The sequence below is a fragment of the Alteromonas halophila genome (assembly GCF_014651815.1).
GTDB lineage: Bacteria > Pseudomonadota > Gammaproteobacteria > Enterobacterales > Alteromonadaceae > Alteromonas > Alteromonas halophila.
On record NZ_BMXP01000001.1, the window covers coordinates 396555 to 412195 of the forward strand.

17 protein-coding genes are annotated in these 15641 nt (G+C 52.0%); 15 read left to right on the top strand and 2 right to left on the bottom strand.

Translation table 11 applies throughout. The features are described 5' to 3' along the window. Positions 1–13: 13 nt before the first annotated feature. A complete protein-coding gene (locus IE054_RS01795) occupies positions 14–337 on the bottom strand; it encodes an SUI1 family translation initiation factor (protein ID WP_229804965.1) in 324 nt (107 codons plus the stop codon). 553 nt (positions 338–890) lie between these two features. On the opposite strand from IE054_RS01795, the gene IE054_RS01800 reads away from it, so the two are divergent. The 6 genes from IE054_RS01800 to IE054_RS01825 all read left to right on the top strand — a co-directional run bounded on the left by IE054_RS01800 (position 891) and on the right by IE054_RS01825 (position 7453). After that, positions 891–1328, top strand: coding sequence for a tellurite resistance TerB family protein (locus IE054_RS01800; protein ID WP_189403372.1), 438 nt, complete (start codon positions 891–893; stop codon positions 1326–1328). A 36-nt stretch (positions 1329–1364) separates the two neighbouring features. Beyond that, complete coding sequence (locus IE054_RS01805; RefSeq protein ID WP_229804966.1) at positions 1365–3464, top strand: putative bifunctional diguanylate cyclase/phosphodiesterase; 2100 nt, start codon at positions 1365–1367, stop codon at positions 3462–3464. Between the two features lie 218 nt (positions 3465–3682). Then, positions 3683–3991, top strand: coding sequence for an EF-hand domain-containing protein (locus tag IE054_RS01810; RefSeq protein ID WP_229804967.1), 309 nt, complete (start codon positions 3683–3685; stop codon positions 3989–3991). Positions 3992–4104: 113 nt separating this feature from the next. Then, a complete protein-coding gene (locus IE054_RS01815) occupies positions 4105–5490 on the top strand; it encodes a sensor histidine kinase (RefSeq protein WP_229804968.1) in 1386 nt (461 codons plus the stop codon). Between the two features lie 11 nt (positions 5491–5501). After that, the gene (locus tag IE054_RS01820) at positions 5502–6095 is read left to right on the top strand and encodes a hypothetical protein (protein ID WP_189403373.1); all 594 of its coding nucleotides are present in this window, start codon (positions 5502–5504) and stop codon (positions 6093–6095) included. Then, a complete protein-coding gene (locus IE054_RS01825) occupies positions 6092–7453 on the top strand; it encodes a sigma 54-interacting transcriptional regulator (protein ID WP_189403374.1) in 1362 nt (453 codons plus the stop codon). Before IE054_RS01820 ends, IE054_RS01825 begins: the two co-directional genes overlap by 4 nt. Here the strand turns inward: IE054_RS01825 and IE054_RS01830 are convergent. Further along, positions 7439–8323 (bottom strand): DUF72 domain-containing protein, encoded by an 885-nt coding sequence (locus IE054_RS01830; protein WP_189403375.1) that lies wholly within the window; start codon positions 8321–8323, stop codon positions 7439–7441. The two genes, IE054_RS01825 and IE054_RS01830, sit on opposite strands and share 15 nt — an antisense overlap. A gap of 135 nt (positions 8324–8458) precedes the next feature. Between IE054_RS01830 and aspS the strand changes: the two genes are divergently transcribed. From aspS to tolA, 9 genes are all read left to right on the top strand, one after another. Next, positions 8459–10219, top strand: coding sequence for an aspartate--tRNA ligase (aspS, locus tag IE054_RS01835; protein ID WP_189403376.1), 1761 nt, complete (start codon positions 8459–8461; stop codon positions 10217–10219). A 3-nt stretch (positions 10220–10222) separates the two neighbouring features. Further along, a complete protein-coding gene (gene nudB / locus IE054_RS01840) occupies positions 10223–10663 on the top strand; it encodes a dihydroneopterin triphosphate diphosphatase (protein ID WP_189403377.1) in 441 nt (146 codons plus the stop codon). Continuing rightward, complete coding sequence (gene ruvC / locus IE054_RS01845) at positions 10663–11181, top strand: crossover junction endodeoxyribonuclease RuvC (RefSeq protein ID WP_189403378.1); 519 nt, start codon at positions 10663–10665, stop codon at positions 11179–11181. The genes nudB and ruvC overlap by 1 nt, the downstream gene beginning before the upstream one ends. Before the next feature lie 81 nt (positions 11182–11262). Beyond that, positions 11263–11880 carry a Holliday junction branch migration protein RuvA gene (gene ruvA, locus IE054_RS01850; protein ID WP_189403379.1) on the top strand — a complete coding sequence of 206 codons (618 nt, stop codon included), beginning with the start codon at positions 11263–11265 and terminating at the stop codon, positions 11878–11880. A gap of 29 nt (positions 11881–11909) precedes the next feature. Continuing rightward, positions 11910–12917: a Holliday junction branch migration DNA helicase RuvB gene (ruvB, locus tag IE054_RS01855; protein ID WP_189403380.1), complete on the top strand. Its 1008-nt coding sequence runs from the start codon at positions 11910–11912 to the stop codon at positions 12915–12917. A gap of 391 nt (positions 12918–13308) precedes the next feature. After that, positions 13309–13707, top strand: a complete 399-nt coding sequence (gene ybgC, locus IE054_RS01860) for a tol-pal system-associated acyl-CoA thioesterase (protein WP_189403381.1) — start codon at positions 13309–13311, stop codon at positions 13705–13707. Continuing rightward, the gene (gene tolQ / locus IE054_RS01865) at positions 13697–14386 is read left to right on the top strand and encodes a protein TolQ (protein WP_189403382.1); all 690 of its coding nucleotides are present in this window, start codon (positions 13697–13699) and stop codon (positions 14384–14386) included. The genes ybgC and tolQ overlap by 11 nt, the downstream gene beginning before the upstream one ends. 42 nt (positions 14387–14428) lie before the next feature. Beyond that, positions 14429–14854, top strand: a complete 426-nt coding sequence (tolR, locus tag IE054_RS01870; RefSeq protein ID WP_189403383.1) for a protein TolR — start codon at positions 14429–14431, stop codon at positions 14852–14854. A 16-nt stretch (positions 14855–14870) separates the two neighbouring features. Beyond that, positions 14871–15638, top strand: coding sequence for a cell envelope integrity protein TolA (gene tolA, locus IE054_RS01875; protein ID WP_189403384.1), 768 nt, complete (start codon positions 14871–14873; stop codon positions 15636–15638). Positions 15639–15641: the final 3 nt, after the last annotated feature.

The following is a 15641-nucleotide window of genomic DNA, read 5'->3' on the forward strand; positions in this document are numbered from 1 at the left end:
ATTGTAGTTGTTTTCAGCCTCCCGCAAGTTTAGCGCTAATGCCCTCAGCTTGCAGCAGTGCTTTTAACTTTTCACGGTCGTCGGTTTGTACTTCAATTACGCCCTCTTTTACTGCCCCGCCGCAGCCGCACTTTTTCTTAAGCGTTTTGCACAGGGTTTTAAGTGCACTGGTATCTTTATCCAGGCCAATCAGCAAAGAGACACCTTTACCTTTTCGCCCCTTGGTTTCACGGTGAATTCGTACGACACCATCTTTGGATACAGAGCGGGGGGCGTCAGCTTTACGCGGGGAAACCTTGCCACCGTCAGTGGAATAGACCAGGTTGGAATCGTCCATTATCATCTCCTCGATACGCGCATCACGCGCAAACGGCGCGTGAATATCAGTGTTAATGAATTCTGAGTAAACTATATCGCAACTGACTGCCATAGCAGTGTGCCAAGGCCCGTAATACGGCGGCCTGGCGTGTAAAGTGGCGTTCGCGACTTTACCGTTTTCTGCCCTGACGTACGTCAGCGCTGCTGCGATACCCCGTCTTTTCTATCGGCGTTTCGCCTTGTTTAGACGAGAGTATTGCCATAGTAGTGGAAAGGGGGAAAAATTGATACCAGTCACACTTCACAGCCTGTCAGTCATTGCTGATGCTCCAGGCGCATGAGCGGAGCATTTCCATTTCCTTCATGCTTACAACTTCAGCAGGTGTTGAGCAGTTGCGTCAGGTGTCAGTACAATTGGCGGTATAATCTGGTGTCTGGCGAGCGAAACTGATAGTGTTCGCAATGCTCTGATAAGAGGTACCAACCGCATCGTAAATGGCTGCATGGCAGACATACTGCAAGAGAGGCGCGGGTACACAGGGCGCCCATTCCTGCATTAACGAGGTACTTATATGCTTAAAGCCATGCTTGATTTGTTCAAAGAGTCATCCGACAACGATCAAGAAACTCATACCGTTGAGCTTGCTACTGCCACACTGTTCAGTGAAATCATCAGAGCCGACCGGGATATACAGCAAGCCGAACTGGACACCTACCGTGAAAAGCTGGCTGCGCAGTTTGGGCTGTCTGATCACGAACTCGATACCCTGATGCAGGAAGGCCAGGAGATGGCCGAAGATGCCGTCGATTTTGTGCAGTTTACGCAGGTCATCAATGAAAAGTGCAGTAATGAGCAGAAAATCACGATTCTGAAAGGGCTGTGGCAGGTGGCTTATGCAGACAATGAAATTGCCCCTATTGAAGAACATACCGTTCGACGAATCGCTGATCTGCTGTATATTCCTCATAGCCAGTTTATTAAAACCAAACTGGACGTCACCGGCGAATAGGCGCCGGGGCGCCCTGATAAAAAGCGGTTAAAGGCAGTGTTACGCGTACTTACATCTATTAAAGGAGCGGTGGGGCTCATCATCGGTGGGGCCGTACTGCTGACCACTGCGGCCATTTTGTTAGTGCTGGTCACTGAGCATGAAGAGCGCTACGTCATGCAGGCGCAGGAACATGTCCGCTCACTCTCTACCTCGCTTGTGGGCGAGTTGCGTCCAGGTATGGAAAGTAACACCTGGACACAAAAAGAGCTGAAAGCCATCCTTAACCCTATTGCCACGTACAGCAATATCGTTGCTCTGACGCTCTACGATAAACACTACGACCCCATCTTCAGCATTGACGGTAAGGCCAGCGACAAAAAAGCTGATTTAGATTACCCGTCGTTGTCTGCCAACCAGTTTAGTCTGGGCGTGACACAGCGCGATGGTTATCTTGTATCGGTGGATCGGGTAGGCGCTAAAGTGTATCCCATTGCCTATCTGATGATTGCAGTGGATGTGAAGCGACCACTTGATGAAAGTATCAGGTCATTGTTGCTGCACAGTCTTCCGCTTATCGGTGTATTTCTGCTGTTAACACTACTGGTTTATCTGATTTTATTACACCGGCTGATGTCGCCGCTGTTCGCACTGTCCCGATTTATGAATCAGGTCAATGAATCGAAAGACTACAGTCTGCGCCACAAAGTGTCACGTCAGGACGAAGTGCGTGCGCTGGGAGAAAACATCAATACGCTGCTTGAAACTATCGAAGCCGAGCTGACCATTAATTATGAGCAGAATCAGACCCTGATTGAACAGCAGCAGACCATGACGCGCCTGGCCAATTACGACAGCCTGACGGGGCTGCCTAACCGGCAGTTTGTGATGGACAATCTGCGCCTGGAACTGGCCAGGGCGCGGCGGCACGAAGAAGATCTGGTTCTGATGTTTTTCGATTTGGATGGCTTTAAGGGCATCAACGACTCGCTGGGGCACGAAACCGGCGATCTTATCCTTATCGAGGTTGCTGACCGGGTTACCACACTGTTACGCGAAGGCGATCTGGTCGCGCGCCTCGGCGGTGATGAATTTATCGTATTACCGGATCGCGATACCAGCGAAGCCAGCATTAAAAACATGTCGAACCGCCTCATTTCGGCCTTCAGCGAACCCTTTCAGTTGCGCGGGCTGGCGTTGACCGTGGGGATCAGTATGGGCGTTGCCAGAGCGTCGGATGCGGATTACCACTTAAGTCAGCTGATGAGTAATGCCGATTTGGCCATGTATCGATCAAAGGCAAAAGGGCGAGGCATATACACCATCTTTACCCCGGACATGGTGGAATCGCACAAGCGCAAGCTGTCAATCGCAAACAGCATTGAGCAGGCTATACAGAATCAGGAGCTGGTAATCTATTACCAGCCGAAAGTCGGGGCTAATGGCGATATTGTCGGGTTTGAAGCCTTGCTGCGCTGGCATCATCCCGAACTGGGGCTGATTATGCCCGGTGAGTTTATCCCTATTGCCGAACAGGGTGGGAAAATATCCACGATTACGCGCTATGTCATTGAGCAGGTCTGCATGCAACTGCCGCACATCAGCGAATGGATCGGCCGTCGTTATCGTGTTGCAATCAATTTATCTGGCCATGATCTGCGTGACAGCGGTCTGTTTGACACGATTTATGCGCTATTCACCCAATACGCGATAAATCCTGAGATGATTGAGTTTGAAGTTACCGAATCGGCATACCTGGAAAACTTTGCATTATCGAATAAATTCTTCCGCCGCGTCAGTAATATGGGCTGTGCAATTTCACTGGATGACTTTGGCACCGGCTATTCCTCGCTAAGTTACCTGACGCAAATCAGCATCGATACCCTGAAAATTGACCGGCAGTTTATCAGCGAACTGGAGAATTCAGAGCGCAGCCGGCTGGTCACTGGTGCCATTATAGATCTGGCCAAACGACTTTCACTGAATATCTGCGCTGAGGGGATTGAGTATATTGGTCAGTGGGACTATCTGCTGGAACACGGCTGTGATCATGTTCAGGGATTTCTGTTCAGCCGCCCGGTTCCGCTGGAGGTGCTTACCGAGCTTCCGCGACATTTCGACAAGGCCAGACTGGAAGCTGAGCAAGTAAGTCGGTAACGGGCGGGGCCTTTCCGTTTATAATAACCTCCCTGCTCAAAATGTGTTGCTGAAAAGCAACATAAACCTTCGTCAGGTGTCGCATTTAATCTTTAACCTATTGATAAATAAAACCTAAATGATACTGGCACAATTTTCGCTGGCTTCGGCTTTTGCCGCTACGTGGGCGATCAGCGTTGTAAACGTCGTCTGCAGGCGTGGTAAAACGGAGGATGAGGATGAGATTTGTCGTAAACAAAATCAGTTCAGATATGAAGGCACGCGTCCTTTCGGCCATGATGGCACCACTGACCGTCGCGACGTTAGCACCGCTGGTTGTGGCCACCATGGCCTACGCGCAAACAGATTTACTAACGCGGCTTGATGTTGATCAGGATGGCAAAGTGTCATTAAAAGAAGCGGTCAGGAACACCGAGCTTCTGAAGAATTTTGGGCTTATCGACGAAAATGGTGATGGTATGCTGACCCGTGAAGAGCTTGAAAAAAGTGAATACGTATCTGGTGATCATCAAAAAACCGACGATTAATGCCGGAGCAAAAAGGTTTGACTGCCATGCACCAAATGCCTAAAGGGCGGTGCTTGCCTGTGCGCAAGGGGTATGAGATTCTGAAACCCAAACTCAATTTAAGTGACCGACTTGTGCAGATAGGCTCACTTCGCCAGCTAACGCTGGTCAGTTTCGCGTTGGCGCTGGTTCCTCTTATTGCGCTGTTATGGCAAAGCCAGAGTGATCTTGCCCGGGTGGGCAAGATGACAACGTTTGATACCCGCTATGTGGTGGATGTGGTCAGCGACCTGCGTAATCTTGATGCCGCCGCGGTCGATCTGGAGCGTAGCATTCGTCAGTTTGCTGTGCTGCGCAGTGACAAAGTGGCAGCGCTCAGCGATAACGCACTGGCGCAGTTTGTTTCAGCCAGAGATAAACTGTGTGCGTCGCTCGATTCGCCGCCCGAATGCGTGCAGCTTAACGAGCACGTAGAGCAGTTGTCTGACTTTCGTCAAGTCGAAGACGAATTGCTACTGAACGCGTACCTTGCCTCCGTGAGCCGGTCAGTCAGCAGCTTTCGCGATGAGGTCGACGAAGCGATTCAGTTGCGTCTTGAAGTGCAGCAACAGGACCTGGCCGCCATGCAAGCCAAACAGGCCTGGTCAACGGCGATGCTGGTCAGCATATCGCTGTTGCTAATATTGCTGGGCAGTCAGCTTATCGTTAACCCAGTCAAAAAGCTAAAGCATATTATTCGTATAGTGGCTAAGCAGGACGGGGAACTGCCATCCCTGTCCACCCGTGCGCCAAAAGAGCTCATTGGTGTCGAGCGTGATCTGCACTGGCTATATGACCGTCTCACGCAACTTGAACATATTCGAACCGCCTTATTGCGCCATGCATCCCATGAACTCAAGACGCCACTTGCCAGTATCAAAGAGGGCTGCAGTTTGCTGTCAGAAAACGTGGTTGGCGAGCTCAATCCACGCCAGAAAGAGGTACTCAGCCTGCTGACCAGTTCGACTCAGCGGCTTAATTCACTGGTGGAAAAACTGCTTGATTACAATCTGCTTCTGCAACAGGCTCAGCCTACAACCACCGCTGTTGATCCAGCGACACTGGTCAAAGATTGCATTCAGGACTACGCACTGGCATTGAAAGATCGCGATGTGAATGTGGATGTCGCCGCAGAGCAGATTGCGGTAGACGAAGAACTCTATCGCCGAATTCTGGATAATCTGGTATCCAACGCGGTTGCCCACGGGGCGGTTGGCAGACCCATCGATATCCGTATTTACAATGACAGCGACACAACCGTGCTGGAAGTGGCTAACCGGGGGAAAAAAATTCCCGCAGAGGCAGCGCCGACGCTGTTTGAACCTTTTACCCGGGGCAGCGATCCCCGAAACGATAATGTGATTGGGACCGGCCTGGGTCTCTCCATTGTTGCTGATTGCGCTCGTCTGATGCAGGGCAATGTCGCGGTAGTTGATGTAGACTATGCCGATGTCTGCTTTAAAGTAACGATTCCGCAATAGGAAAGTTGATAATGAGAATAATAGCTGTGGCGCTGTTAGGCGCTACGATAACGGGGTGCGCGTCGTTAATGGAAAACGCGTCTTCGCCGTCACCAACGGAAACGTCAGAGCCCATTGCTACACCAGTGGTGCAGGAGAAAGAATTTTGCCTGGTTAGTGACAAGCATGATGACATCCAGAATAATTGTGATCTCGGTCACTGGATCAATTTGTGGGTAGAGGCTGACCGCACGGCATGGCCTGCGCGCAAAGCGAAAATGGCTGATTTAAGCAGCAGTTTCGAAGACACACTGCATAAGGTGCTGCTGTCGATGCCGACAGATACGCCTTATCAAGACAGATTGCGGGCACAGCGCCTGCTCAAAGACCTAACCCCTTTACTGACACCCGAAGCAACGCTGGTGGTCAGCACCATGCTGTCGAAACCTAATGAACAGTTGCTGGAGTTTGAGTCAGCCATTTCACTGCTGAGTCGCGTTAACACGCGTCAGACCAGCACCATAGATAACCTTAAGGCAGAACTGAAAGCACAGCAGGATAAAGTAGAAGAATTGCTACAGATCGAGGCCTCGCTGATGGATAAGAACAGGAGTAATCAGCAATGACACAGCAGCAACAGTTAACCCCGCATTTGTTACTGGTAGACGATGACACCAGTTTGTTGCGACTGCTGACTATTCGTCTGGAGGGAGAAGGGTTCACGGTGACGGCAGTGGAAGACGGGCAAAGTGCGCTTAAGAAAGTGCGCAGTGACTCTATTGATGTGGTGCTCAGTGATTTGCGCATGCCGGGCCTTGACGGATTAAGCCTGTTTGAAGAAATTATGGGGCTGCGCCAGGACTTGCCGGTGATTTTAATGACGGCGCACGGCACCATTGCCGATGCTGTCGAAGCTACGCAGCGAGGGGTTTTCGGCTTTTTAACCAAGCCGGTTGACCATGATGAACTGCGCAATATGTTAAAAAAGGCCTTAAGTCACTCGCAGGCTGCGCAGCCCGGCGACTGGGCCAAAAATATTATCACCCGCTCGCCGGAAATGCTGAACGTGCTGGATCAGGCGTATCGTATTGCCAAACGGGAAGTCAGCGTACTGATCAGCGGCGCCAGTGGTACGGGTAAGGAATTGCTGGCGAATGCGATCCATAAAGCCAGTGATCGTCACGACAAGCCCTTTGTGGCCATCAACTGCGGAGCGCTGCCGGAAAACCTGCTTGAATCGGAATTGTTCGGGCATGCTAAGGGCGCTTTTACTGGCGCAGTGCAGGCTAATGCTGGCTTATTTCGTGAAGCAGACGGCGGCACCCTGTTTTTAGATGAGATTGGCGACATGCCGATGACATTGCAGGTGAAACTGTTGAGGGCCCTGCAGGAGCGGCAAATCCGGCCGGTGGGCAGCAGCAAACACGTGGATATTGACGTACGCATTATCTCGGCCACGCACAAAGATCTGCAAAAAGAAATGGAAGAAGGCACGTTCCGGGAAGATTTGTACTATCGCCTGAATGTGGTGAACCTGAAACTGCCGTCACTGAAGGCGCGCAGTGAAGATATTCCGCTGCTGGCTCGCAGCCTTTTGCAGCAAAGTGCCGAACGCCACCAGGTTGATGTAAGCCAGTTTTCGGATGATGCTATGCAAATGCTGGTGAAAGCAGACTGGCCGGGCAACGTCCGCCAGTTGGTGAATGTGGTGGAGCAGTGTGTGGCGCTCACACAAACGCCGGTCGTGCCGTTACATCTGGTGGAGCAGGCCCTCTCGTCCAGCCGACAGAGCTGGCCAACACTGACCGAAGCACGGGACGCCTTTGAGCAGCAATATCTGCACAAGTTGCTGAAAATGACAGATGGCAACGTAACCCGGGCAGCCGAACTGGCCGGACGTAATCGTACCGATATGCATAAACTGATGAAAAAACACGAACTGGAAGCCAGCGATTATCGCGACCGCCAGTCAGAAGAGAGCTGATTGCGCCGGAACAGCCGCAAGTTCCAGCGACGGTAAGGCCATATCGGGATACTGGCGGTTGTAAGCGTCAATAAATTGCTGTGCCAGCCATGGCGCGTCTTTATTGTCCGGCCGGTGAAAGAAAAAATACGGTGTGCGCCCCTCGGTTCGCCACTGGTGGCACTTGTTGATCCAGGGGACGAGACAGCGCGCATTGTCTTCACTCACATTATTCCCCACAAACCGCACCACCGGCTGTTGACCGGTGGCGACCACATTTACCGGTACTCGTGGCTTTTTAGTGCGCACCTCAGAAACAAGCGCGCAATCACTGGGGCCGGTGAAAAGTGCCCGGGTGTCCATGATCATGCGATTGGCGCCGTGGTCCTGAAGTAGCCGGTTAAAGTACCGCTCGTCATCACTTTTGGCAAAGAATGCACAATGCCGGACTTCAACCGCAACATTCAGTGAGTCAGGCAGACGCTTAAGAAATGCTGCGAGCAATGGCAGTCGGTCAGGCCCAAACTGGGCCGGAAGCTGCAGTAACATGAGCCCCAGTTTGTCACCAAGCCCCGCTAAACAGTGCAATTGCTGATCGACAAGTGCCTCACAGTCGCGCAGGCCCGCTTCATGAGATATCACCTGATTAAACTTGAAGGTGAAACGGAAGTGTTCGGGGACTGCCGACGCCCAGCGCGTGACGGTTTGTGGATCCGGCAATGAATAGAACGTGGTGTTCCCTTCTATGCTGTTTAAACGGCGCCCGTAAGCAGGCAATTGCGCCGCAGGCTGCCTCGCCAGCCAGGTAGACTGCCAGTACGGATCCTGCCATACCGGCAGACCGATTCGGACAGTGGGCAGTGAAGCAGCAGATAAGGCAGAATCAGGCATTTTTGTCATTGGGCTTTGAAGTGCATTTGTTTATACTAGGCGGCTTTTAGCAATGCAGTCACACGTTGGCGGGTTTTACCAGCGAATGCAACCCGGTGCAACGTCAGGCGAGAAAAACATCAGAGGTCAGCGACCATGCGCACAGATTACTGTGGGAATATTGATTCATCCTATACCGGACAAACCGTTACCCTTTATGGCTGGGTAAACAAACGCCGCGATCTGGGCGGTGTTATCTTCATCGATTTACGAGATCGTGAGGGGATTGTACAGGTCGTTTTCGACCCGGATCTACCTGATGTACTGGAGGTCGCCAATACACTGCGCAGTGAGTTCTGTGTGAAATTGAGCGGTAAAGTGCGCGCGCGTCCAGAGGGACAGATCAACAAAGATATGCGTACCGGAGAAATTGAAATTCTGGGTACCGCGCTGGAAGTGATTAACCGCGCTGAGGTGCTGCCGCTGGACTGGAATCAGGAAAACTCAGAAGAGCAGCGCCTGCGTTACCGCTATCTGGATCTGCGTCGCCCGGTAATGTCACAGCGTTTGATGTTCCGTGCCAAAGTGACCGCCGCCGTTCGCCGGTATCTGGAAGAGGACGGCTTTTTAGATATTGAAACACCGATCCTGACCAAAGCTACGCCGGAAGGTGCGCGGGATTATCTGGTTCCAAGTCGCACGCACAAAGGGGAATTTTTCGCATTGCCGCAGTCACCGCAATTGTTTAAGCAGTTGCTGATGATGTCAGGCATGGACCGTTACTATCAGATTGTAAAGTGCTTCCGCGACGAAGATTTGCGTGCCGACCGTCAGCCAGAATTTACCCAAATCGATTTGGAAACCACGTTTCTGGATGCCGATGGCGTGATGGCCATCACCGAAGGCATGATCCGTGATTTGTTTAACAAAATGCTGGATGTGGAACTGGGCGACTTTCCGCGTATGACGTATGGCGACGCCATGCGCCGCTACGGCAGCGACAAGCCTGATTTGCGTAATCCGCTGGAACTGGTGGATGTGGCTGATCTGCTTAAAGATGTCGACTTCAAAGTGTTCAGTGGCCCGGCCAACGATGCCAAAGGCCGCGTTGCCGTGATTAAGGTGCCGGGCGGTGCCAGCATGTCACGTAAACAGATTGACGAATATACCAAGTTTGCCGGGATTTACGGTGCCAAAGGGCTGGCCTGGATCAAGGTCAATGACGACAGCATGGGACAGGACGGGCTGCAGTCGCCGATTCTGAAATTCCTGAGTGATGACATTACCACCAGCCTGGTAGAGCGCACCGGCGCGAAAACCGGTGACATACTGTTATTTGGTGCGGACAGCGCCACGGTCGTCACCGAAGCGCTGGGTGCACTGCGTCTCAAGCTGGGCGAAGATTTTGAGCTGTTGCAAGGCGACTGGCGTCCGTTGTGGGTGGTTGACTTCCCGATGTTTGAAGAAGTGGATGGCGAACTGTACGCCCTGCATCACCCCTTTACCTCGCCGCGTGGTCTTAGCCCTGAAGCGCTGAAAGCCAACCCGGTCGAAGCGTTATCCGATGCCTATGACATGGTCTTAAACGGGGTCGAACTGGGTGGCGGTTCGGTGCGTATTCATGACCAGGCGATGCAATCAGCAGTGTTCAGCATTCTTGGTATCGACGAAGAAGAAGCTAAGAACAAGTTTGGCTTCCTGCTGGATGCGCTGCAGTTTGGTGCGCCGCCGCACGCAGGTCTGGCCTTTGGCCTGGATCGGCTGGTAATGCTGATGACCGGCGCTGGCTCTATCCGCGATGTGATGGCGTTCCCGAAAACCACCACCGCGGCCTGTCCGTTAACGTCAGCCCCAAGCCCGGCGAATCCGCAGCAGCTTGAAGATCTGGCGATTGCGACGGTGAAAAAGCCGTCCTGATCCATGAGCTATAAAAAGCCTGAATCGGTCCTGGTGGTGCTGTTTGATAAGCACCACCGGGTGCTGATTTTACAGCGCCAGGATGACGCTAACTTCTGGCAGTCGGTAACCGGTGCGCTGGAAGCAGGTGAACAGCCCATTGACGCGGCCTACCGTGAAGTGGCTGAAGAAACCGGGCTGATCTTATCCCCGGATGCGTGCCCGATTGAAGACTGCGCCTGCATCAACCGGTATGAGATACGACCGCGCTGGCAACACCGTTATCCACCTGGCACCACGCACAATACTGAGCATGTATTTCGTGCCTGTATCGACAGCCGCTTACCTCTGCAGCTTACCGAACATTTGCATGCTGAGTGGGTCAGCAAAGACGAAGCCCTGACACGCCTGTGGTCACCGTCAAACCGTGAAGCAGTAGCGAAGTTTGTCGGAGTACCGCAATAATGGTTATACTGGGTATAGATCCAGGTTCACGGGTCACAGGCTACGGCCTGATTGCCAGAAAGAACGGCAAACTGGTGTATGTGGCCAGTGGCTGTATACGGGTGGGCGAAAAAGCGTTGCCCGAGCGCCTGAACACAATTTATCTGGGCGTCAGTGACATTATTCGTCAGTACTCACCGGCCGAATTTGCCATTGAGCAGGTGTTTATGGCGCGCAACCCCGATTCGGCGTTAAAACTGGGGCAGGCCAGGGGGGCAGCCATTGTCGCCGCAACACAGGGTGAACTGCCTGTATCGGAATATTCGGCGCGTCAGATCAAACAGGCGGTAGTAGGCAAAGGCGGTGCGGACAAAACCCAGGTTCAGCATATGGTGAAGCACTTGCTGGATTTAAGCGGTACGCCGCAATCAGATGCTGCCGATGCGCTGGCCGTGGCATTGTGTCACGCCAATACGCAGCAAAGTCTGGTGGCAATGGCGGGGCAGGCGAAGAAAACCGTGCGTGGACGCTTGCGTTAATATTGAGGAAGATGCGAATAAGTCTGTCATCACTTAGCGGCGATAGACTTATTCGCACCTTCCTTAACAGAGACAAGATTTATGATAGGACGTATTCAGGGAACCCTGGTCGAGAAGCAGCCTCCTGAGGTGCTGATAGACGTGGCGGGTATGGGCTATGAAATTCAGATGCCGATGACCAGTTTCTACCAGCTTCCGGCGGTAGGCGAACAGGTCACCCTGTGGACGCATTTTGTGGTGCGTGAAGACGCCCAGTTACTGTTTGGGTTTTGTGAGAAAAATGAACGCGGTCTGTTTCGCGAACTGATTAAGGCTAACGGTGTAGGCCCCAAGTTAGGACTGACCATTTTATCCGGCATGTCGGCATCGCAGTTTTTAAGTAGCGTACAGCACGAAGACGTATCCGCACTGGTGGCAATGCCGGGAATAGGCAAGAAAACCGCAGAGCGGCTGGTGGTTGAACTTAAAGACAGGCTTGAAAAGTTTGGCAAGAGCCAGTCGGTGTCGATACCGACGCAGCCCGCTGGCGCTGCCGGCGACGCGCTGGTGGCGGTTAACGATGTGCGTGAGGATGCCATGGGCGCACTGGTGGCGTTAGGCTATAAGCCGGCACAGGCAAGTAAGTATATTGACGCCGTTTATCAGGACGGCATGGAAAGTGAGCAGGTCATACGTGAAGCCTTGCGGGCCGCAATTTAACCGATGTACCGGCACGAACAGGAGCCGCAATGATTGAAGCTGACAGACTGATCACTGCCTCTTCCAGTCAGGAAGACGAGGTTGTTGACCGGGCAATTCGCCCAAAAATGCTGAATGATTATACCGGGCAGCCCCATGTGTGCGAGCAGATGGAAATTTTCATCGAAGCTGCGCGCAACCGCCAGGATGCCCTTGATCATTTACTTATTTTTGGCCCGCCTGGGCTGGGTAAAACGACACTGGCCAACATTGTCGCCAACGAAATGGATGTGAATATTAAAACCACCTCCGGGCCAGTGCTGGAAAAAGCGGGCGACCTGGCGGCTCTGCTGACCAACCTTGAAACCAATGATGTGCTGTTCATTGACGAAATTCACCGCTTAAGCCCGGTAGTGGAAGAAATTCTGTATCCGGCGATGGAAGATTATCAGCTGGATATCATGATAGGTGAGGGGCCTGCTGCCCGTTCTATTAAGCTGGACTTGCCACCGTTTACGCTGATTGGTGCGACAACCCGGGCCGGGTCACTGACCTCGCCATTGCGGGACCGGTTTGGCATTGTTCAGCGTCTGGAGTTTTACTCCGTCAAAGATTTAACCCAGATAATAGCCCGCAGTGCCGGCTTTTTGCAGCTGGATCTGTCGGAAGAGGGCGCGATCGAAGTTGCAAGGCGCTCGCGTGGCACGCCCCGTATTGCCAATCGCCTGCTGCGCCGTGTGCGCGATTATGCGCAGGTTAAATCAGCCGGCCAGGTAAACGGAGACACAGCGGCCAAAGCGCTGGACATGCTGGATGTAGACCGGGAAGGCTTTGATTATATGGATCGTAAGCTGCTTACTGCCATTATTGATAAGTTTGATGGAGGGCCGGTCGGGCTGGAAAATCTGGCGGCCGCCATAGGTGAAGAAAAAGAAACCATTGAGGACGTGATCGAACCCTTTTTGATCCAGCAGGGCTTTTTACAGCGAACGCCCAGGGGCCGGATTGTGTCACAACGGGCCTATCTGCATTTTGGCTTCACACCGTCACAGTCGTAACCTGCACGTATCGCATCTTCCCTTTTTATTCCGGACATAAAAAAGCCCGCTCAATTGAGCGGGCGAAAACAACAAGTGTTGAAGGAAATAAATCCAGGGAACTCATGTCAAACAGGAGATAACTCTCTTACGTATCCGCGTGATGCCAATACGTTCTGTGCGACTGATGGCTGCGCATTATAGAGATAATTGAGGCTGTGACAATTGAGGAAAATTATACTTTCAGATTAGAAAAAGTAATGTGTTTATGGTCTGTTAAATTTCTTCTCATATTCCGTTAAATACACGCCATATTTGCCCTTTGAGCTGAATGGTGGCAGCCTGATTACCACTACATAAGGCCTTAATTTATCAACGTTGGTATTAATAAAAGTACACTGAAGGAATAAATATGCACGAATATCAGGTACGGGTTTATTACGAAGATACCGATGCCGGCGGCATCGTTTACTACGCGAATTATCTGAAGTTTACAGAGCGGGCTCGCACGGAATGGTTGCGTTCAGTGGGCTATGAGCAGGACGTACTGCTGGAACAAAACATTGCTTTTGTCGTCAAATGGGTCGAAATGCATAACTATGCGCCTGCTCGTTTTAACGATGTATTGAGTATTGCTACGCAGGTTGTAGAATTGAAAGGCGCTAGTATGCTGCTCAAGCAGGAAATAACAAATGCACAGGGTGTGGCATTGGTCACCTCCAATGTTCGTATTGCCTGTGTGGATTTGGCTTCGATGAAAGCCAGACGATTACCAAAAACATTGTTAGGGGATATAACGCGTGTCATCTGATCTCACCTTTATTGGCTTGTTTTTGCAGGCCAGCTTTATTGTTCAACTTATTATGCTGCTGTTACTGGGTGTTTCGGTCGCGTCATGGACGTTTATTTTTCAGCGCAGTCGTGCCTTATCCGGTGCCCGTGAAGAAATGCTGCAATTTGAAGATAAGTTCTGGTCCGGCGCTGACTTAAATAAGCTGTACCAGGAGCTCTCTGCACGCGCCAATGTCAGTGGACTTTCCAGTATTTTCTGCTCGGGCTTTAAAGAGTTTGTGCGCCTGAGAAAAAGCAATACCAGCACCAACGGAATTGTCGATGGTACTTACCGTGCCATGCGGGTAAGTATGTCGCGTCAGGTGGAAGACTTAGAAAGTCGCCTGCCGTTTCTGGCAACGGCCGGCTCAATCAGTCCGTATATTGGTCTGTTTGGTACGGTGTGGGGGATCATGAATGCTTTTATTGCCTTAGGCGAAGTGCAGCAAGCCACACTTGCCATGGTGGCGCCGGGTATTGCAGAGGCCCTGATTGCCACCGCGATTGGTCTGTTTGCGGCGATTCCGGCGGTCATTGCCTACAACCGGTTCAGCCACCAGGTTGAGAAGCTGGAAAACAGCTACGCCAACTTTATGGAAGAATTTTCTGCAATCCTTCATCGTCAGGCTGTTGCCGCACAGGCTCAGCAACCAGCGTAATGCAGTACTGCCGATTGAAATACCGTATGAAGGGTTAAGTTTATGTACACAAGAAAACGTCGTCGCCCGGTCTCAGAGATAAACGTTGTACCTTATATCGACGTCATGCTGGTGCTGCTGATCATCTTTATGGTGACTGCACCGCTGATTTCGCAGGGCGTAAAAGTGGATCTGCCAAAGGCCAGTGCAAACCCCATTGAACAGGAAGACACCCCACCGCTGATTGCGTCTGTGGATGTAAAAGGACGTTACTTCCTGAACGTGGGGGACAGTCAGGATGCGCCGGTTGAGGCGGATGAACTGGCCGCCATGGTACAGGCACAACTAAAGAAAACGCCAAAAACGCCGGTCGTGGTGAAAGGCGACGGGCAGGTAGCATACAATGAAGTGATTCAGCTTATGGTATTGCTGCAGGGGGCGGGTGTGCCCTCAGTAGGGTTAATGACCGATCCGGTTGAACCGGAGTGAGGGGTAGTTCAGTAGTATGACAGAGTCATCGGCGGCGATTTACAAATCGGTCGGGCTGCACGCGGTCATTGCCATACTGTTGCTAATTAGCGTCAGTTTTTCTCCTGATCCACTGCCGGCACCGCCATCGCCCAGCCCGGTTATTAATGCTACGTTCATTGATGCCCAGGCGATTGCGGATAAGCAACGGGCAGAAGCGCAGGCCCGCGCAGAGGCTGCACAGAAAGAACGTCAGGCCAGAGAAGCTGCAGAGCGACGACGTCAGAAAGCCCTGGCAGAGAAGCGTGCGCGTGAGAAAGCAGAAGCAGAGGCAGCGGAACGTCAGCGCCAGAAAAAGCTTAAGGAACTGGCAGCTCAGAAAGAGCGTGAGCGTAAGCAGCAGGAAGCGCGTGAAAAAGCTGAAGCAGAAAAAAAGCGCCGTGAAGAACAGCAGCAGGCGGAAATGGAAAGAAAAATGCAAGAGCAACTCGCCAAAGAGCGCGAAGCGCAGCAGGCGAGACGTCAGCAACAGGTGTTGTCTGAAGTGGAACGCTATCAGGCATTAATTCAGCAACGTATTGAACGAAACCTGTACTACGACGACAGCTTTAAAGGTAAAGAATGTCGTCTTAATATAAAGCTGGCCACCACCGGCTTCATCACCAGTGTCAGGGTGCTAGGCGGCGATACGGCGCTGTGCCAGGCAGCGGAGAGTGCCGTGCGGCGCACCGAAGAAGTGCCCATGCCGGAATCGCCTGACGTGTATGAAGAGTTAAAAGACATCAACCTTAGAGTGGAACTGTAGTGA